The sequence below is a fragment of the Allomuricauda sp. M10 genome (genome assembly GCF_020782875.1).
GTDB lineage: Bacteria > Bacteroidota > Bacteroidia > Flavobacteriales > Flavobacteriaceae > Flagellimonas.
In genome coordinates this window covers 375,244-394,267 of the sequence record NZ_JAJGBN010000003.1, presented here as the reverse complement: position 1 = coordinate 394,267, position 19,024 = coordinate 375,244, and the positions used below count along the sequence as shown (strand labels likewise).

The window sequence follows — 19,024 nt, the reverse complement described above, 5'->3', positions numbered from 1 at the left end:
TATCGGATTTTCATAAGTCCTTCCCGTATTTTCATATCTCCGAATCACAAGCTTAGACTGATCTTTGTATAGAACAAAAAAAGCAGAAATCATGAAAACCGTTTTACACAAAGCCAATACCAGAGGACATGCCAACCACGGTTGGTTGGACTCCCACCATACCTTTAGTTTTGCAGGATACCAAAATCCGGAGCGAATGCATTTTGGGGTTTTGCGTGTCTTGAATGACGATCAAGTATCAGCGGCCAAAGGTTTTGGGACCCATCCGCATGATAATATGGAAATCATCTCCATTCCGTTGGAAGGAGATTTGGAACATAAAGACAGCATGGGCAACGTGGCTACCATTAAGGAAGGAGAAGTGCAAGTGATGAGTGCCGGCACCGGTATTTTCCATAGTGAGTACAACAAAAATCCCGACAAGCCTGTCAAGTTTTTACAAATTTGGGTGTTTCCGAACAAACGGAATGTAGAACCCAGATATGATCAAATTTCCATTAGGGATATTGAAAAGGAAAATGCCTTTTACCAAGTTTTGTCGCCAAACCCAGAGGATGAAGGCGTTTGGATCCATCAGGATGCTTGGTTCCACTTGAGTAAATTTGATTCGAGTGCCGAAGCATCCTACCAAATCCATAAGGAAGGAAATGGCGTTTATGCCTTCGTTTTGGACGGTGAGGTAGAAATCAATGGTCAAAAATTGGAAAAACGGGATGGTTTTGGCCTATGGGAAATCGACTCCTTCGATTTTAAATCCATAACAAACAGTAGAGTGTTGTTAATGGAAGTCCCCATGAGCCTATCTCAAATAGGTCGATAATCAAAATCAATCAGTACTCAAAAAAAGCCCAATATTGGGCTTTTTTTGTTCCCAAATTCTATTTCCTAATCTTTCTACAACCTCCAAAAGGTTAAGAAATGCCCAGCTCTTTCCAAAGTTTTTAGAATAATAGGTATTTTAGAATCACCTAATTAACCAAAAATGCACAGGACTTTTTTCATGTCCCTTCTTTGTTTGGCCACTTCAACAGTTTTTGCACAGGACACCTTCTACCCTCCAAAAGTTGAAATATCGGATTATACGCTTTCCAAATTTTTGACCGAAATGACCTTGGCCGTTGGCAGGCAAGACCAAGCTTTCATCCTAGAACATTTGGACCCCAATATTCTGACCAGTTTTGGAGGAGACGGTGGCATTGAAGAATTTAAAGAGTACTGGGATTTTAAAAACAATAGCACCCGTTTTTGGGAAGTTGCCGAGCAACTGTTATTGATCGGCGGCCCAAAATATGAAGAAGGTTCCAACAGCTACACCATTCCCTACACCTTTACCGATTGGCCCGAAAAATTTGATGCCTTTGAATATTATTTAGTAGCAGGCACCAATGTGAACGTGCGAGACAATCCCAATACCACAGATTCTCAAGTCATAGGGCAGTTGAGCTACCAGATTGTGAAGTACAATGCCCCTGATTGGGAGAGGCAAAATGATCATCCTGACTGGATGAACGTTAGTACCGTTGACGGCAAATTGACCGGGTATGTTTTTGATAAATTTTTGGTGTCCCCCATTGGCTATCGAATGGGATTTGCAAAAACGGCCAAAGGCTGGATCATTACCATGTTGGTTGCCGGGGATTAAATTTCAATACATAATCACATTTAAACAAACTCTGCACCATGACAACAACCAATAATCGATTTACACCTGGTGGATTTTTGAAAATCATGTCCTTTTTACATTTGGGCATTGCGGCCACCCCTATTATTTTGGGTATTTTGTTTTATACCCAGAGTCAAGGTGCACAAATGAATTTCGATACCAGCGGGGATATGTTGATGGCCATTGTACCGGTTGTGGCCATTGGTAGTATTTTTCTGGGAGATTTTGTTTTCAAGAAAATGCTGAACGGCCTGTCCAAGGATTCTAGCCTTCGGGATAAATTGGCCAAATTCCAAACAGCATCCATGATTAAATATGCACTATTGGAGGGAGCCGCCCTGTTTGCCATCGTCATCTTTTCCAACACCCAAAACCTTTCCTATCTAATCATCGGGGCTTTCTTGATTTTTTTTCTCCTGCTTCAACGTCCAACAAAGGACAAAATAGAGCGCTTTTTGGATTTAAGGGGAGAGGAAAAAGCAAAGTTCGATCAATTGAACGAACCTTTGGATTGAACTACATTTTGTCCAACTCCAGCTTTTCGGCAAAATAGTCGCAGAAATCCTTCATGGTAGCGGTCATCTTTTCATCTTGGGTGGCCTTCATAAAGGTATCGGCCATTGTCATCAACGTCTGATGGAAAAATATCTTCATCTCATCCACAGGCATATCCTTGGTCCAAAGATCAATTTTCAAGGATTCCCGATGTTTGCTGTCCCAAACGGACAACATCATGGCCTTGGCATCTTCTTCATTTATGCCACCATCTTGTGCCGACCATTTCAATTCTTCAGGAACACGGTTCTCATCCAATCCTACGGTCAATTTTATTTCTGAAGTATGTACTACTGCCATTTTATTTTCTTGGTTTGTAATTTGATTGTTTCAATATGTCATCAGCCGGCATATCAAAAAGCTGCTTCAGGCTGACATCATTTTTTTCCATAAAGGCTCTTACGATTTGCCAACCCATATATCTACCCAGCCTTCCGGGGGATTGATTGTCCAACTCCAATCCGAATTTGGAAAAGGGTGCCGGGTCTAAAAACTTTCGGTCCAACTTGGAATCCGTACTGTACAGAACTTCTTGTTCCACAAAATATTTCCAAATCTGTTCCTCGTTGGCAATGGCCCATTCCATCTGTTCCTCGGAGTACCCAATTTTTTGTGCATCGGTATTGGTGGGCAACAGCTTATCTTTTAGATAAAGTTCCTTTCCATAATACACCATTCGGGAAAGAAAGGCACGGTTACGCGGATAGGAAATCACTTTTTTGGAAAAGGCACTGGCCACATCCGAAGCCAAAAACTTTTTATCCAGCCCAGAGGCGATATACCGTTGAATGCCCTCATAGAAATAATGGTCCTTCCCCAAATAATTATCCAAACCGATGAGCAGAAGGGTATCTGTCAAAATTATCCTGTCTTCGTATCGCACATCGGAAGTCAGGGTTACCACCTTCGGGGTTTCAAATTCAGGAAAGTAATATTTGATGTGTTGAAAAAGCGATTCCAAGGCTTCGGTCTCTGTTTCGAAATTCCCAAAGGTTTTGTCCACTTGGTCAAAAAGTTCCACTTGAAGGGTATCCGTCAATTTGGCTACCCAAACACTATCTGGAAACTGGCTCGGGAACAAATACGGATACTGTTTTTTCAATTGGGAAATGTCCGATGCAGAAGCCTCTGCAAATTCGCGGTCAAATCGTGAAATTTTCAAGTCTATCGGTATTTTGGCAATGGCTTCCTCGATCTTATCGGTCTCTTTACAACCCGATAACACAAGAATGAACGCCAAAAACAACCAACTTGCCGATTCTAGGGTAAAGTATTTCAACAACCTCTTCATTATTAAGGGCACAGCGTTTAAATTTACAGGGCACAAAGGTAATTTATAGAATCTAATTTAGAAGATATGCAAACAGAAAAGGTAATAGACCATATCGTGAACTGGCTAAAAGACTATGCGACCCAAGCAAAATGCAATGGGTTTGTAATCGGGGTTTCCGGTGGAATTGATTCCGCAGTGACCTCTACTCTATGCGCCAAAACAGGAATGGACCTTTTATGTTTGGAAATGCCGATACATCAAGGAGAAAACCAAGTTACACGGGCAGACAAACACATTGATTGGCTGATGGAAAACTTTCCGAATGCTTCACGCCAACCCGTAAACCTAACCCCGGTTTTTGATAGTTTGGTGGCCGCTTTCCCAAAAACGAGCACTGAGGAGGAACGCCATATGTCGTTGGCCAATACACGGGCCAGATTGCGCATGACCACACTTTACTACTTTGCTGCACTTAAAGGATACCTAGTGGCAGGAACGGGAAATAAGGTTGAAGATTTCGGAATCGGTTTTTATACGAAATATGGCGATGGTGGTGTAGATCTTAGCCCAATTGCCGACCTAGTAAAAACGGAAGTGTATGAATTGGGTCGAGTCCTTGGGGTAAACCAAGATATCATGGTAGCACCACCAACAGATGGACTTTGGGGAGACAGTAGAACGGATGAGGATCAAATCGGGGCTAGCTACCCCGAATTGGAATGGGCCATGGAAATGGACAATCAAGGAAAGACAATTGAAGACTTTTCTGATAGGAAAAAGGAAGTATTCGCCATCTATAAAAGGTACAATACTGCAAACAAACATAAGATGGTTCCTATCCCAATTTGTGAGATTCCAAAGGGCCTAAAATAGCCTTTCAACCATAAAACCCCTGTTTAAGACGAAAAAAACCATAGAAAAACTATGGTTTTAAGAAAAAAAATTCAGTTTTACGATCACAAATTGTTATCTTGCCTGCTATGCCACGCAAGTTGCACAACACTAACCAAACAAGAATTAATTATTTAAGCGAATGATAAAAGTATTGATCGCAGACAACCATCCTGTAGTTAGGTTGGGGATTAAAAAGGTACTTGAATCCAGTCCTGATATTGAAATCATTGCAGATGTATCTACTACCGCAGAGCTTTTCCAAGCTTTGAAAACCATTACCCCCGATGTTATTATTTTGGAAATGGACATTCCAGAGATCAACGGAATTGCCACCCTTCGTAAAATAAAATTGGAGTACCCGGACATCAGGACCCTAATGTACAGTGGTCAATCTGAAGATGTATACGCCTTAAGCACTATTCGTGCGGGAGCGTATGGTTATTTGTCCAAAACAGCCGATTTGGATTACATTATTTCCGCCGTTAGAAAGGTAAGCGAAGGCAATATGTTCATTACCAATGAACTAGCACAACGTCTTGCTTTTGATGAAGGCACACAAAAACCAAGAAGGTTCTTCAGAAAACTGTCTTCGCGAGAAGTGGAAGTGTTGAAGCTCTTGGCCAGTGGCAAACGAAACAAGGAGGTTGCAGAAGGTCTTAATCTGAACGAAAAAACCGTAAGCACCTATAAGGCCCGTTTGATGAAGAAGTTGAACGTAGACAATTTGGTGGATCTGCTACAACAGGCAAAAGCCTTGGAACTTTATTAAGAATACCCAACCAAACCAACTATAGTAAGTCCCTTTCAATGGTTTTGAAAGGGATTTTTTTATGACAGAACTCGGTTCAACTTGGCGTTGAGCAGTTTGTTGAGTTGCAAGTAGTTAATGATTTCTTCCAATATCTCAGAATTGTCATCATGTTGGTCCTGGGTCTTTTCCTGCAACTTTCGGATTCGGTTCTTGATGAGATTACAACGAAGGGTAAGAATGGTCTCGCCAACCAACTGCGCCACTCCCAATTGTTTTTCCTTGGGATAGATTTCCCTTCGTTCCCAATCGTGCAACACATATTGTTCTTCTTCCATTAAAATTGACGACACTTCCGAAACCATTTCCTGGTTCAGTTCGGCCAAAAAGGTGTTTACCGAAAAATCCTCCTTTTCGTTAAGGCTTTCGATCAACTTGTAATAAATGGATTTGAACTGTTCGTTACTAAGTTCAATTTCATCTTCCTGAAGGTCCAAATATACCTTTTCATATACCTTGGCTTCCACAATTTCTGGTTCCAAAACTAGCTCCCCATCTTCATTTTCCTTCAATACCAAGTCTTCAAACTCCTGTTTTTGGTCCCCGTACAATAGCAACATCTCAATAATCTTGCGTTCTAGTTCGTATTGCACATCAACCTTTTCCACTACCGGGTCGTTCTTGACCACCTCAAAGACTTGCTGCTCCTGTTTTATTTTTTTGGAAGCCTCAGTTACCTCTTTCTTATTAATTTGTGCCAAGGTGTTGTAAAGCACCTCTTCGGAAATATGCATAATCTTGGCACATTCCTGAATGTAGACCTCTTTTTGGATTCGGTCAGGTATTTTACTGATGCTGTTTACAATATCCCGAATGGTATCGGCACGCTTAATGGGATCGTTAGCGGCTTCCTTGACCAACAATGATGTTTTGAACTGGATAAAATCTTTGGCATTCTCTTCCAAATAAAGTACAAGATCTTCATAGGTATTGCTCTTGGAAAAACTATCCGGATCTTCACCTTCGGGAAAGGTGCACACCTTTACGTTCATGCCCTGTTCCAAGATCAAATCGATACCACGAAGTGAGGCGCGCAGTCCTGCAGCATCCCCATCAAAAAGTACCGTTATGTTCTTGGTGAGCCTATTGATCAAGCGTATCTGTTCGGGTGTAAGGGCCGTACCGCTGGAAGCCACTACGTTCTCCACCCCGCGTTGTACCATTTGGATTACATCCGTATACCCTTCCACCAAAAAACAGTTGTCTTCCTTAGCAATGGCCTGCTTCGCATAATAGATTCCATAGAGCACCTTACTCTTATGGTAAATATCGCTTTCAGGGGAATTCAGATATTTGGCCGCCTTTTTATCGTTGGTCAAAATACGTCCGCCAAAGCCCAGCACCCTTCCACTCATGGAATGGATGGGGAACATGACCCTTCCTTTGAACCTATCGAACCTTTTGGTTTCCCCACCAGTTTGTTCCTTTACAATGGTGAGACCGGTTTTTTCCAAAAATTCCAGTTGATATCCTCGATCAAGGGCGGTTTGGGTAAAGGCTTCCCATTCATCCAAACTATACCCCAATCCAAATTTCTTTATAGTCTCATCAGTAAAACCACGCTCCTTAAAATAGGTCAAGCCAATTGCCTTGCCAGGTTCGGTATCCCACAAGGTCTTTTCAAAATATTTTTGGGCATATTCGGAGACCAGATACATGCTTTCCTTTTCGTTCGCCTGCTCCTTTTCCTCACTGGTCTGCTCAATCTCGTCTATCTCAATGTTGTATTTTTTTGCCAGATATCTAATCGCTTCGGGATAGGTAAAATGTTCGTGCTCCATTAAAAATGCCACCACATTTCCTCCTTTCCCACTACTGAAATCCTTCCAGATCTGTTTTACGGGCGACACCATGAAACTGGGGGTACGTTCATCCGTAAACGGACTGAGACCCTTAAAGTTCGATCCCGATTTCTTCAACTGCACAAAATCACCGATCACCTCCTCCAGTCGGGCGGTTTCATAAACTTGGTCTATGGTGGTCTTTGAAATCAAGTGTGATGTGTTAAACTAGGTGTTAAAGGTAAATAAAAACAAAGTTTTGGGGAATCCAGTACCAAGTTTCCCCTTGAAGTTTTAGTAACTTAGGAGCAGACAAATCCAAGCAGCAATCACTTTTCAACGCTGCGCCCTAAGTGAATAGCAAAAGAACAGCAATATGACCCAAAATTATTTCAGGAACATATCTATTTGGACCACTTTCGTTTTGGCCACCGTGGTAAATGTTTATGCTCAAATGGCCGAAAAGGCTGAACCTTTTTTTAAGGATGGTGAGGCACAAGTTGTGGAAGCATTTGCCAATCCGGATAATTGGATCAGGGAAGATCTTTGGGTGGAGACCGAATTCGATTCGGATGGGGACGGGAAACTAGATCGTATGCACGTAGATGTAACCCGACCCGTACAAACCCAGACCGATGGACTTAAACTTCCCATTGTCTACGAATCCAGTCCTTACTACGCAGGTACTGCAGGTTTAGATCCCGCAACATTTTGGGATGTAAAACACGAACTCGGCAAATTAGGAAGGCCAAGACAACATCCTGAAGTCACCCGTATCGGCGAGCGCCCCATCATTTCCAATTCGCAAGTCCAAACTTGGGTACCTAGGGGTTATATTGTGGTTCACTCCTCTTCGCCAGGAACCGGATTGTCCGATGGATCGCCAACCGTTGGAGGGGATAATGAATCCTTGGCTCCCAAAGCGGTCATCGATTGGTTATGTGGTCGTGCCAAGGGTTATAAAGAGCGAACCGGAACCGAAGAAGTAAAGGCATTTTGGTCCACGGGAAAAGTAGGCATGACAGGTACCAGTTATAACGGAACTTTACCGCTTGCAGCTGCCACAACAGGGGTAAAAGGTTTGGAAGCCATCATTCCTGTGGCACCGAATACTTCATACTATCATTATTACCGATCCAACGGATTGGTGCGTTCACCAGGTGGTTATCTAGGAGAGGATATTGATGTACTCTACGATTTTATCCATAGTGGGGACCAATCCAAAAGGGCTTGGAGCAATCAAAATGTGCGCGATACGGAAATGAAAAATGGTCAAGATCGCATCACTGGGGATTACAATGATTTTTGGGCCGGCCGGGATTATTTGAACGACATGAAACTGATGAAAGCTGCTTTGTTGATGTCACACGGATTCAACGATTGGAACGTGATGCCAGAACACAGCTACCGTATTTATAACAAAGCAAGGGAAATGGGATTGCCCATACAAATCTATTATCACCAGAACGGTCACGGTGGACCACCACCGCTTACCATGATGAACCGTTGGTTTTCCCACTATTTGTTCGGGGTGGAAAATGGGGTTGAAAATGACCCTAAAGCATGGATTGTACGTGAAAATGATGCTCGGGAAAATCCAACTCCATATAAAGATTATCCCAACCCCGATGCTTCCGATGTTACATTCTACCTAACCAAAGGAGCTCCAGAAAAAGGAACGCTTACCACTCAAAGACCTGCCAAGCAAGGCACGGAGATGCTTGTGGACAATTATTCCTTTAGTGGTTCCAGTCTAGCCCAGGCGGAATCTACGAACCATCGCTTGTTGTATGTGACCCCCATTTTATCCGAGGATGTACATATTTCTGGGACCGTAAAGATCAAAACTAAATTAGCAAGCAGTAAACCTGCTGCCAATCTTTCGGTTTGGCTAGTTTCCTTACCTTGGAACGAAGGCCGCAATACCCAGATCACCGATAACATCATTACCCGAGGTTGGGCCGATCCGCAGAATTACAAGTCGCTTACCAAAGGTGAACCGTTGCTGCCCAATAAGTTTTATGAAATGCAATTTGAATTGATGCCGGATGATCAAATCATCCCAAAAGGTCAACAGATAGGTCTGATGATATTTTCAAGCGACAAAGAATTCACGCTGTGGCCAGAGCCGGGCACCGAACTCACTGTGGATTTGGATGGAACCGAACTTACAGTACCCATTGTGGGTGGTAAGTTTTAATATCAAAATTTGATATCCTGACATTAATCATTTGAATAGCAACAATAATTACGTGCCTTTAGGATTTTAAAATCATCCTAAAGACATGAAAATTTTAATTGTTTACGGCTCGTTGGAAGGACAAACCAGCAAAATAGCCCATTTTATGAAAGAGATTCTTCTTGATGATAACCATGATGTAATCCTTGCCAATGTCACCAATAACCCTCTTCCTGCAGATAAGTTTGATGTCATTTTAATTGGGAGTTCTATTCATCTAAATTCATACAACCCTTCAATAAAAAAGTATGTAAAAAATAATATCGAGGAACTTAATAAAAAAATCACCGGTTTTTATTCAGTAAGCATGGCCATTGCATCCAATTTACCGGAGAAACATCAAGAAGTTAATCAATTGACACAACAATTCTTAACAGACACTGGATGGGAGACCAATAGAATTTGGCACATTGAAGGAGCATTAAAATTCACAAAATATGATTACCTTAAGAAGATGATGATGCGTTCCATAGCACAAAAAGAATTTGGTCCTATAAACATTAACAAAGATTACGAATATACAGATTGGGAAAAGGTTAAAAATCATCTTTCGCAATTCTCAAGTCGTTTAAAAACAAGACTTCATGAACAAGCATAGTTTTGACACCCTATCCGACGCCGTGAACACCCTCACCCAAGAAGGGTTTACCGAAGATTTTGAGGCTGAAGAAAACTGTATCAAGGCCCTGTATTCCAAAAAGGAATACCAACCCGGTGAACTTTTGATCATTGAAACCTACCGTTTTGAAGGAATGACCGATCCAGAAGATCAGGCAACGCTGTTTACCATTGAGGCACATGACGGCACCAAAGGAACCTTAGTGATGTCTTACAGTGCGGAGCATGGACAAAACGAGGAACTCATCAAAAAAATACCTATGAAGTAGGGAAACGGCCTAGCCAAAAAGTTGACCTAAAGCCGAAGGTTGGTACAACAGCCACCCTGTTAAGCTAAATCGACTTTTATGGGCCTGCAATACGGCATGTGGTACTTCGGCACTCTTGAACATAACACAGCGCATGGCCAAGGGTTCTACCAAGAAACTGGAACCGTCCTTTTCAAAAATCTCAAGTTCGCCCCCATACCCTTGTTGCCAACCTTCATTTAGATAGATGACTACAGAAATCATCCGATTGTTCCGGTTCTCAAATTGATCTAGATGTTTATCGTAATGACCGCCAGAAGGATAATGTGCCAAATGGAACTCGTATCCTGATAAGCTCAAATAACAGTAGCGGTTGAACATTTGAATGATTTCATCGAGGAGTTCCCAAAAATTTTGAAGATTGGCATCCCTTTTTCGGTCTAACCAATACGTAAAATCACCACGGATCTTGGAATTGACCTGTTTCTCAGTATCCACACCAATAGCAGCCTCCTTAAAGTTGGGAAGCTTTGAGAGAAAGAACGATCGTATTTCGGTATAAAGCTCTTCCCGAAAAAATTGATCGATGATCACATAATCCTTATCGGAGATCTCATCCATCCAGGACAACCAATTCTCCAAGCTATGGTAGGGTTCCAAGGGTTTAAAATGTGTGCGAATGTAGAAAATATTTCAAAATGAATCGTTGTTTTTTATACCTTGGACTTTCTCAACCTCATAAAGAAATCTTGGTACAAACTTTGTTTCAAATACTTCATTATGAGAAAAATAATTCCAATCCTTACCCTAATTTTATGCACCACAACCTTAAAGGCCCAACGTGTTTTTGAGGTAGATGGAGACTTTAAGGCCGATTTCCTAATCTTTGTAGCTGACCGCGATTACAAGGCCGATCTTTTGGTCCATAAGGTGGATCGGGATTACAAGGCCAGGGGTGATAAAGGTTTATGGTTTTTTACCAATGGGGACTTTAAGGCTGATTTTACCGTATTTTTTGTGGATCGCGATTATAAGGCAGATCTCATCATTTATTATGTAGATCGTGACTATAAAGCTGGCTGGAGAAATGAAGACAAGCGACTTGAGCTCGATTTGCCAACATGGGAATAGGTTAAACTAAGTATATTTGTTTTTAAACCTACTCTATGATTCTTTTCTTCGGAACCAGACCAGGCAAAAAGGAAACCAAGGTCCTTCACAATACTGCCTGCCCCTATTGCCATCAAAATGGCACGCTAACGGTGGTTTCCCAACCCAATTATGCCCATTTGTTCTGGATTCCCATTGTTACCCTCAACAATGCCCAATATGCAGAATGTTCGCACTGCAAAAGGGTATTTTACAAAGAGGAATTTACTCCCGAGATGCAGCGTGCCCTATCAAACTAAAAAACACGGTCAGTGTTAACCGACCGTGCCTTTTATTTGTGTAAATGGTTCTTAAATATCGAACCGAAGGCCCAAGGAAATATTGTTCTGTTTGATGTCTGCATCTTTAAAGATGGGATTCAGGTCGTATTTCATATACAGAAGCACCCCATCAAAACCGATATACCCACTAACGCCATATATCAAGTCGCTGGTATTGTAATCCCGTTTCAGTTTGTCCTTGATGTGCTCTCCATCCACCGTATATTTTAGTTTTTGACGGGTTCCGAGGTTGAATCCACCATATCCACCGAAACCTACCCTGAACTGGTCATGAATGGAATAGCGAATGGTTCGTTCCGTTTTTCTCAATTTTGATGGACCAAATTCAAAATGAATTGGGAACACCAAGTTATCCATACGCAATTTGGCCTTGTCCAAATCGTATTCAAATTCCTCCAATGTGGTTTGATTGCCATTTTGGACAAAGATTTGGTTATCATCCGGTTTTAAACCATTGAATTGGAAAGAAACCCCATAATGGAACCGCAGCCAGTTGGAACGATCAAAAACTCGGGTACGCCATTGCCAACCCATTTCAAAAAAACGGCTTCCACCAATTTTATATGGGGAATCATTAAGGGATTGCCCCTCGCTGACCGCATTGTTCAACCCTACTGCGAAAACAAAATCGGAATAGGTACGTCTATCGTATTTTATATCTCTTTTCCAATGGTTTGAATTGAAAATAATGGCAGGTTTCCCATCGATCATAATACCTAAATTGACGTGGTCATTCTCCAGGGAATCCAACTCGGACAAGGTCAAAACCTCTCCTTCATTTCGTTCCAGCAAAGCAATCTTGTTTTCCACAATGGCCACTCGGTTCTCAATGTTCATGGCCCTTCTTTTGGCCACTTCCTCTTTCAAGATTTTGGCCTCTGCCTCAGAAATATCACCCTTCTCCAAACGTCGGTTTATGTCACGAACTTCCAGTTTCAGGGCATCTTTTTCTTGTTCAATAATCCGTTCCTTTTCAATTTTAAGGGCCTTCACTTCCCTCAGATAATCTTCTTCTTGCCCCAAAACATGCTGGGAAACAAGCAATAAAAGGAATGTAGCTAAGTAAAATGTAATGGTTCTCATGATTTTTTTGATTATAGATTTCCCCTCCCCGCCCAGTTTGTGCTGGGCAGGTATTTGGGAAAATCATGTTGATTGATGAATAATTTTAATTGTTCCGGTCGGCCACCGCAGTACGTAATTTTAGGTAACCATCTTTAAGTGCATCGAATATTTGATCTCGAAACGTTTCGTCAAGTTCATCCTCCACTTCTGCCAACAGACCCATGGCGTCCACAGTGCCATCCTGGGCAAAAAGTTTATCGGTCAAGATCTGTTTTTGAGCTGCACGAAGTAATGAATCCACTTCGGCCTCACTGACATTATTTTGTATGGATTCCAAGATTTCTACCTGGGCCACTACTTCCTCCACCTTTTGAAAAATGAGACCTTCGGATTTTTTGATTCGGTCATCTTGAACGGGAAGCCTGGTTTCCTGTTGCACCAAAACGGATTCGGATTTTGGCAATTCCACTTGCTTTATAGATTTTTCAGGCAGGACTGTTTCAGGTTCTGATTTGGCAACTTGAACATCCATGTCATCTTGTAGTTCCTTTTGAGGAATTTCAGTGGGGATCACCTCAATTTTCTTTACTTTTTCACTTTTCCCATGGTTCTCATCCACCACTTGAACTGGAATTTCGTTGTTCGGTTCGGAAGTGAAAAACAGGATGGAAACCAATAAAATTCCTATAAAACTGGCCGCAATGGCAAGTGGATACCACTTACTAGTTTTCTTTTTTGGCTGAACGGATACTTGCCCGGCAATGCTGTCCCATGCTGAGGCAGAAGGTACAATGGTGCGTTCTTCCAATTTTTCCTTGATATGTTTTTCCAATTTATCCATACCTATATTTTTATTTGCCCGATCTTGATTTGGGCGACATTCCCTTTAAAGTCAAATTCTCTTGAAGCATTTTTCTGGCCTTGAACAACTGCGATTTTGAAGTTCCCTCCGAAATCTCCAGCATTTTGGCAATTTCCTGGTGCCCATACCCTTCAATGGCATACAACAGAAAAACCGTTTTGTATCCTTCAGGCAGTGCATCGATCAAATGTTGCACATATTCCACATCCAAAAGTTCGCCGCTTTGGTGGCTTCCTTCATGTTGCACTTCAAATAGTTCTTCATCATAAACCACGAACTGTTTTTTACGCAGATGGTTGATGCTTTCCCGTACCATGATGGTCCGGATCCAGCCTTCAAAACTCCCCAAACCTTTAAAGGCTTCCAAGTTTTGAAATACCTTGATGAATCCGTTGATCATCACATCCTCGGCAAAATGAAGATCCTTGATGTATTGTCTGCAAACACTCAACATTTTTGGAGCATACCGTTCATACAACAACCTTTGGGCCTGTGGATCCCCTTTGACCGATTTTTTGATCAATTGGTTTTCGTTGTTATATAAGGATATAATCTTCAAAGTCAGGTTTCAATAGTGTTTCTATCTAGATAGACGGAAAGATGCGTGGCAAAGTTGCCTGAAAATTAAAATTTTTTACAAAAAATTGATTATCTAATGATTAAAAATCATTTTTTACGATCCACCACGTAATTGACCATCAAGGTAAGGGAGCTTTTATATTCGGAATCGGGGTAATTGTCCAAAATGGCCAAGGCTTCATCCTTAAATTGTAACATTTTGGTCACCGCATATTCCAAGCCTCCTTGTTGCTTAACGTAATCGATGACTTCCTTAACCCGCTTTTTGTTCTTGTTATGGTTTTTGATGGAATTGATCAACCATCTTTTCTTTTCAGAATCGCTTTGGTTCAAGGCATAGATCAAAGGAAGGGTCATTTTTTGCTCTTTGATATCGATTCCCGTTGGCTTACCGATCATTTCGGCCCCATAATCAAAAAGGTCGTCCTTGATCTGAAAAGCCATTCCGCAGAGCTCCCCGAACTTCCTAAAGGTTTCCACTTCTTCGGAATCTGGCCGAACCGAACAGGCCCCCATACTGCAACAAGCCGCAATCAAGGTTGCCGTTTTTTGACGGATGATATCGTAGTAAACATCCTCGGTGATGTCCAAAAGTCTGGCTTTTTCAATTTGGAGCAGTTCCCCTTCGCTCATATCACGAACCGCGTTGGAAATGATATGGAGCAAATCGTAATCCTTGTTTTCTAGCGAAACCAACAATCCTTTTGAGAAAAGGAAATCGCCTACCAAAACAGCGATCTTATTTTTCCAGAGGGCATTGATGGAAAAGAATCCACGACGTTTGTCGCTATCGTCCACCACATCATCATGTACTAAACTGGCTGTATGGATCAATTCTATGATGGATGCTCCGGTATAGGTTCGCTCGTTGACTTCGCCATTGAGCAATTTTGCGGTAAGAAACACGAACATGGGGCGCATTTGCTTGCCCTTCCTATTCACGATATAGTAGGTGATCCTATTGAACAGTGCCACTTTGGACTGCATGGATTTGTGGAATTTCTCCTCAAAAAGTTCCATCTCCTGTTCAATGGGTTCCCGTATCTGCGAAACAATTTTCAACGGTCTGGTTTGGCGTTTGGTTTTGAAAGCCTAAAAATAAAGAAAATGAAACAGTATAAAGTAGGAAGTTTTAAGTTTTAGGAAAGAGATATAAAAGTATCGATGATTGGGTAAGTTATTTGGGATAAAGGGTGAAAGGTTTAGAGGAATTGGCTCTAGGATGAAGGGTAAAGGGTCAATGGGTGAAGGGTAAATGTTAATTGATAATTGTTAATTGACCATTGTACATTGATTACTGTTTATTCGCCAATTGCCCACAGGCGGCATCAATGTCCTTGCCACGTGATCTTCTAACGGTGACGGTAATGCCATTTCTTTCCAAAGTGTTCTGGTACATGGCCACAGCTGCATCGGATGCTTGTTGAAACTCTCCGTCATCAATTGGGTTGTATTCGATCAAATTGACCTTGGACGGAGCAAATTTGCAAAACTTGACCAAGGCATCCACGGCTTCTTGGGTATCATTGATGCCCTTCCAAACCACATATTCGTAGGTAATTCGGTTTTTGGTCTTGCTGTACCAATATTCCAATGCCTCACGTAAATCCTTCAAAGGAAAGTTAGCATTAAAAGGCATAATGGATGTCCGTACCTCATCAATGGCGGAATGCAGGGATACGGCCAATCCAAACTTCACTTCCTCATCGGCCATTTTTCTGATCATTTTGGGTACCCCTGAAGTAGAAACCGTAATTCTTTTGGGCGACATGCCCAATCCTTCGGGAGAGGTGATCATTTCGATGGCCTTCAACACATTGTTGTAGTTCATCAAAGGTTCGCCCATGCCCATAAAAACGATATTGCTCAACGGACGGTCGTGGTACAATCGGCTTTCATTATCTATGGCCACCACCTGATCATAGATCTCATCGGCATTGAGGTTGCGCATTCGTTTCATCCGTGCCGTTGCACAGAACCTACAATCCAAACTACATCCCACTTGACTGGAAACACAAGCGGTTGTGCGCGTTTCAGTAGGAATCAAAACGGATTCCACCACCAGTCCATCATGCAAACGAACCGCATTCTTGATCGTACCATCCGAACTGCGCTGCATCTGATCCACCCGAATGTGATTGATCACAAAATGGTCTTCCAGCATTTGTCGGGTTTCCTTGGAAACATTGGTCATAGACTCAAAGGAATGGGCAGACTTTTGCCACAGCCATTCGTAGACTTGGTTGCCACGAAAAGCCTTATCACCCTGCTCCACAAAAAAATTGCGGAGTTGGTCCTTGGTCAATGCCCGTATGTCCTTTTTTTTGGTTTCCACACTTAAAGATAATCAAGAAAAAATCCCGCTGGTCCTTAACCGAACGGGATTTTAAATTTCATGAAAGTTAAAAATCAGTTTTGTTCAACAATCCCTTACCATCATTCCGAATTTATTTCGGAATCTCACAAAACCTGTAATCAACCATTTCAATGAGAACCTGAAACAAGTTCAGGTTGACGAATGTTTGTCCTAAAATGAATTTCAAATTATTGATTTTCAAAAATTATTTTCAGAGAATTAACATGGCATCTCCGTAGGAGTAAAAACGATACCCCTCCAAAATGGCCTGTTTGTATGCTTTTTTGATCAAATCATGACCAGCAAAGGCAGATACCATCATCAACAAAGTTGATTTAGGTAAGTGGAAATTGGTGATCATGCAGTTGGCAATGCTAAAATCGTAGGGAGGAAAAATGAACTTGTTGGTCCAACCCTCAAAGGTATTCAGGGTTTGTTCCGAAGAAACAGCACTTTCCAATCCACGCATTACGGTAGTACCCACTGCACAGATTTTCTTTTTCTTGGCCTTGGCCTTGTTGACCACTTCCGTAGCCTTTTCATCAATAACCAATTCCTCGCTGTCCATTTTGTGCTTGGACAAATCCTCCACTTCCACGGGATTGAAAGTACCCAACCCTACGTGCAAGGTCACCTCCGCAAAATCGATTCCCTTGATTTCCAAACGCTTCAACAAGTGCTTGGAAAAGTGAAGTCCTGCCGTTGGGGCAGCCACGGCACCTTCATGCTTTGCATAAATGGTCTGGTAACGCTCTTCGTCATCCGGGGTAACATCCCTTTTAATGTATTTAGGAAGTGGTGTTTCACCCAGTTCCCGTAGTTTTCTTCTAAAGTCGGTATAGGAACCATCATAAAGGAAACGAAGCGTTCTACCCCTTGATGTGGTATTATCGATAACCTCTGCCACCAAACTTTCATCATCGCCAAAATAGAGCTTGTTCCCGATACGGATCTTACGGGCCGGGTCTACCAAAACGTCCCATAGACGTTGTTCTTGGTTCAATTCACGCAACAAAAACACTTCGATACGTGCCCCTGTTTTTTCTTTGTTTCCATACAAACGCGCTGGAAATACCTTGGTATTGTTCAAGACCATTACGTCACCTTCATCAAAATAATCGATAAGGTCCTTGAACATTTTATGCTCAATTTTTCCAGAATCCCTGTGGATTACCATTAGTTTGGATTCGTCCCTGTTTTCAGCAGGATATTCGGCCAATAGTTCCTTAGGCAATTCAAAATTGAAGTTTGATAATTTCATCTATGCTTTATTTGGATTTTTTAAAAGAGGGGCAAATATACAACCTCGCGATAGGGGATGTCAAGTAAAACCGTGATTAAATGACCCTTACATTTCTTGGATACCAAATCCAAGGGTTTTGAGGTCGTTCCAATAGTCCGGATACGACTTGGAGACCACGCCGGCATCATTGACCACAAGATCAACCTTTAGTGCCAACGGACCAAATGCCATGGCCATTCTGTGGTCGTTATAGGTATCGATGGCTACACCAGTATTCAACGTGGACAAGGGTTGTAGGATAAGGCTCTCAGCATCGATATCCACTTTAGCCCCAAACTTGGAAAGTTCGGTCTGCAATGCTGCCAAACGATCTGTTTCTTTGATCGGAAGGGTGTGAAGTCCTGTTAAATGACAACCCAACCCCAATCCCAAACAGGTCACCGCAATAGTTTGGGCAATGTCAGGGGCATTGGAAAGGTCATAATTGACGATATTCGGTAGGTTATCATTTGTTTTAGAAAGGACAATGGTGTTTTCACCAAATTGGGTCTCCACCCCAAAATCCTGATAAATATTAGAGAGCACACTATCACCCTGCAAGGAGTTTTGCTTGTAGGACGACAACTGCACCTTGGTCCCGGTTTCACAAAGGGCCACTATACTGTAAAAGTAGCTGGCAGAACTCCAATCCGATTCCACAACCAAAGTGGTTTCCTCGATATTTTCTACGGGTTGAACTGTAATTTTATTGCCTTCAAAAGAAGTGGCAACCCCAATTTGCCCTAACAATCCCAACGTCATTTTAATGTAGGGAACCGAAGTGATCTTGCCGACCAGTTCCAATTCCAGACCATTCTTCAAACTGGGAGCGATCAGCAACAAAGCTGAAATGTATTGGCTACTGATGTTGGCCGGAAGGGATACTTTGGACTGCTCCAATTTTTTCCCCGAAATCTTTATTGGTGGATATCCTTCGTTTTTTACATATTGAATATCGGCACCCAAGGCTTGAAGTGCCTCCACCAAAACCTGAATAGGTCTTTCCTGCATTCTGGAAGAACCGGTGAGAACCACTTCCTTACCCGCTTGGGAAGCAAAATAGGCGGTTAAAAAACGCATGGCGGTGCCGGCATGATGAATATCGACTTCCCCTTCCGAAATCAACAATCCTTTTTGCATGACCTCCCCATCATCTGAATTGGATACATTCTCGATCTTGATATTCGGGAATAGGGCTTGAAGCAACAAAGAACGGTTGGTCTCACTTTTGGAGCCCGTTATCTGAATTGCCTTTTGGATATTTTTATTGGATGGTGCGGAAAGCTGAAGTCTCAATTTTCTTGGGTTTGAATGAAACTCCAAAACTAGAAAAAACGGCCCTACTATCCC

Annotated in this window: 21 protein-coding genes; 10 read left to right on the top strand and 11 right to left on the bottom strand. The window is 42.1% G+C overall.

The features are described 5' to 3' along the window. Positions 1-91: 91 nt before the first annotated feature. The 3 genes from LKX84_RS10710 to LKX84_RS10700 all read left to right on the top strand — a co-directional run bounded on the left by LKX84_RS10710 (position 92) and on the right by LKX84_RS10700 (position 2,178). On the top strand, positions 92-820 hold the full coding sequence (locus tag LKX84_RS10710; protein ID WP_228237157.1) for a pirin family protein: 729 nt from the start codon (positions 92-94) through the stop codon (positions 818-820). 162 nt (positions 821-982) lie between these two features. Continuing rightward, positions 983-1,642: an SH3 domain-containing protein gene (locus tag LKX84_RS10705; protein ID WP_228237156.1), complete on the top strand. Its 660-nt coding sequence runs from the start codon at positions 983-985 to the stop codon at positions 1,640-1,642. 38 nt (positions 1,643-1,680) lie between these two features. Further along, complete coding sequence (locus LKX84_RS10700; RefSeq protein WP_228237155.1) at positions 1,681-2,178, top strand: hypothetical protein; 498 nt, start codon at positions 1,681-1,683, stop codon at positions 2,176-2,178. Between the two features lies 1 nt (position 2,179). On the opposite strand, the gene gldC is transcribed toward LKX84_RS10700, so the two are convergent. Both gldC and gldB read right to left on the bottom strand, forming a co-directional pair. Continuing rightward, positions 2,180-2,518: a gliding motility protein GldC gene (gene gldC / locus LKX84_RS10695; RefSeq protein ID WP_228237154.1), complete on the bottom strand. Its 339-nt coding sequence runs from the start codon at positions 2,516-2,518 to the stop codon at positions 2,180-2,182. 1 nt (position 2,519) lies between these two features. Then, positions 2,520-3,509, bottom strand: a complete 990-nt coding sequence (gene gldB, locus LKX84_RS10690) for a gliding motility lipoprotein GldB (protein ID WP_228237153.1) — start codon at positions 3,507-3,509, stop codon at positions 2,520-2,522. Between the two features lie 66 nt (positions 3,510-3,575). Between gldB and nadE the strand changes: the two genes are divergently transcribed. Both nadE and LKX84_RS10680 read left to right on the top strand, forming a co-directional pair. After that, the gene (gene nadE / locus LKX84_RS10685) at positions 3,576-4,364 is read left to right on the top strand and encodes an NAD(+) synthase (RefSeq protein WP_228237152.1); all 789 of its coding nucleotides are present in this window, start codon (positions 3,576-3,578) and stop codon (positions 4,362-4,364) included. Between the two features lie 160 nt (positions 4,365-4,524). Further along, positions 4,525-5,154, top strand: a complete 630-nt coding sequence (locus tag LKX84_RS10680) for a response regulator transcription factor (RefSeq protein ID WP_228237151.1) — start codon at positions 4,525-4,527, stop codon at positions 5,152-5,154. Between the two features lie 59 nt (positions 5,155-5,213). Here LKX84_RS10680 and dnaG read toward each other — a convergent pair whose 3' ends face one another. After that, positions 5,214-7,187, bottom strand: a complete 1,974-nt coding sequence (gene dnaG, locus LKX84_RS10675; RefSeq protein ID WP_228237150.1) for a DNA primase — start codon at positions 7,185-7,187, stop codon at positions 5,214-5,216. Between the two features lie 163 nt (positions 7,188-7,350). Between dnaG and LKX84_RS10670 the strand changes: the two genes are divergently transcribed. From LKX84_RS10670 to LKX84_RS10660, 3 genes are all read left to right on the top strand, one after another. Further along, positions 7,351-9,174, top strand: coding sequence for a Xaa-Pro dipeptidyl-peptidase (locus LKX84_RS10670; RefSeq protein WP_228237149.1), 1,824 nt, complete (start codon positions 7,351-7,353; stop codon positions 9,172-9,174). 85 nt (positions 9,175-9,259) lie between these two features. Next, complete coding sequence (locus tag LKX84_RS10665; RefSeq protein ID WP_228237148.1) at positions 9,260-9,811, top strand: flavodoxin domain-containing protein; 552 nt, start codon at positions 9,260-9,262, stop codon at positions 9,809-9,811. After that, on the top strand, positions 9,798-10,100 hold the full coding sequence (locus LKX84_RS10660) for a phosphoribosylpyrophosphate synthetase (protein WP_228237147.1): 303 nt from the start codon (positions 9,798-9,800) through the stop codon (positions 10,098-10,100). Before LKX84_RS10665 ends, LKX84_RS10660 begins: the two co-directional genes overlap by 14 nt. Positions 10,101-10,109: 9 nt before the next feature. On the opposite strand, the gene LKX84_RS10655 is transcribed toward LKX84_RS10660, so the two are convergent. Beyond that, on the bottom strand, positions 10,110-10,721 hold the full coding sequence (locus tag LKX84_RS10655) for a 2OG-Fe(II) oxygenase (protein ID WP_228237146.1): 612 nt from the start codon (positions 10,719-10,721) through the stop codon (positions 10,110-10,112). Positions 10,722-10,859: 138 nt separating this feature from the next. Between LKX84_RS10655 and LKX84_RS10650 the strand changes: the two genes are divergently transcribed. Then, positions 10,860-11,210, top strand: coding sequence for a DUF6150 family protein (locus LKX84_RS10650; protein ID WP_228237145.1), 351 nt, complete (start codon positions 10,860-10,862; stop codon positions 11,208-11,210). Positions 11,211-11,245: 35 nt separating this feature from the next. Further along, the gene (locus LKX84_RS10645; protein ID WP_228237144.1) at positions 11,246-11,488 is read left to right on the top strand and encodes a zinc-ribbon domain-containing protein; all 243 of its coding nucleotides are present in this window, start codon (positions 11,246-11,248) and stop codon (positions 11,486-11,488) included. Between the two features lie 51 nt (positions 11,489-11,539). On the opposite strand, the gene LKX84_RS10640 is transcribed toward LKX84_RS10645, so the two are convergent. From LKX84_RS10640 to LKX84_RS10610, 7 genes are all read right to left on the bottom strand, one after another. Then, on the bottom strand, positions 11,540-12,613 hold the full coding sequence (locus tag LKX84_RS10640; RefSeq protein WP_228237143.1) for a hypothetical protein: 1,074 nt from the start codon (positions 12,611-12,613) through the stop codon (positions 11,540-11,542). An 85-nt stretch (positions 12,614-12,698) separates the two neighbouring features. After that, positions 12,699-13,436, bottom strand: a complete 738-nt coding sequence (locus tag LKX84_RS10635) for a hypothetical protein (RefSeq protein ID WP_228237142.1) — start codon at positions 13,434-13,436, stop codon at positions 12,699-12,701. A gap of 10 nt (positions 13,437-13,446) precedes the next feature. Next, positions 13,447-14,016, bottom strand: a complete 570-nt coding sequence (locus tag LKX84_RS10630) for an RNA polymerase sigma factor (protein WP_228237141.1) — start codon at positions 14,014-14,016, stop codon at positions 13,447-13,449. Between the two features lie 107 nt (positions 14,017-14,123). Continuing rightward, complete coding sequence (locus tag LKX84_RS10625) at positions 14,124-15,098, bottom strand: polyprenyl synthetase family protein (RefSeq protein ID WP_228237140.1); 975 nt, start codon at positions 15,096-15,098, stop codon at positions 14,124-14,126. Between the two features lie 232 nt (positions 15,099-15,330). Further along, complete coding sequence (gene rlmN / locus LKX84_RS10620; RefSeq protein ID WP_228237139.1) at positions 15,331-16,371, bottom strand: 23S rRNA (adenine(2503)-C(2))-methyltransferase RlmN; 1,041 nt, start codon at positions 16,369-16,371, stop codon at positions 15,331-15,333. Between the two features lie 232 nt (positions 16,372-16,603). Then, the gene (gene queA, locus LKX84_RS10615; RefSeq protein ID WP_228237138.1) at positions 16,604-17,653 is read right to left on the bottom strand and encodes a tRNA preQ1(34) S-adenosylmethionine ribosyltransferase-isomerase QueA; all 1,050 of its coding nucleotides are present in this window, start codon (positions 17,651-17,653) and stop codon (positions 16,604-16,606) included. Between the two features lie 87 nt (positions 17,654-17,740). Then, positions 17,741-18,970 (bottom strand): 3-phosphoshikimate 1-carboxyvinyltransferase, encoded by a 1,230-nt coding sequence (locus tag LKX84_RS10610; RefSeq protein ID WP_228237137.1) that lies wholly within the window; start codon positions 18,968-18,970, stop codon positions 17,741-17,743. Positions 18,971-19,024 lie beyond the last annotated feature (54 nt).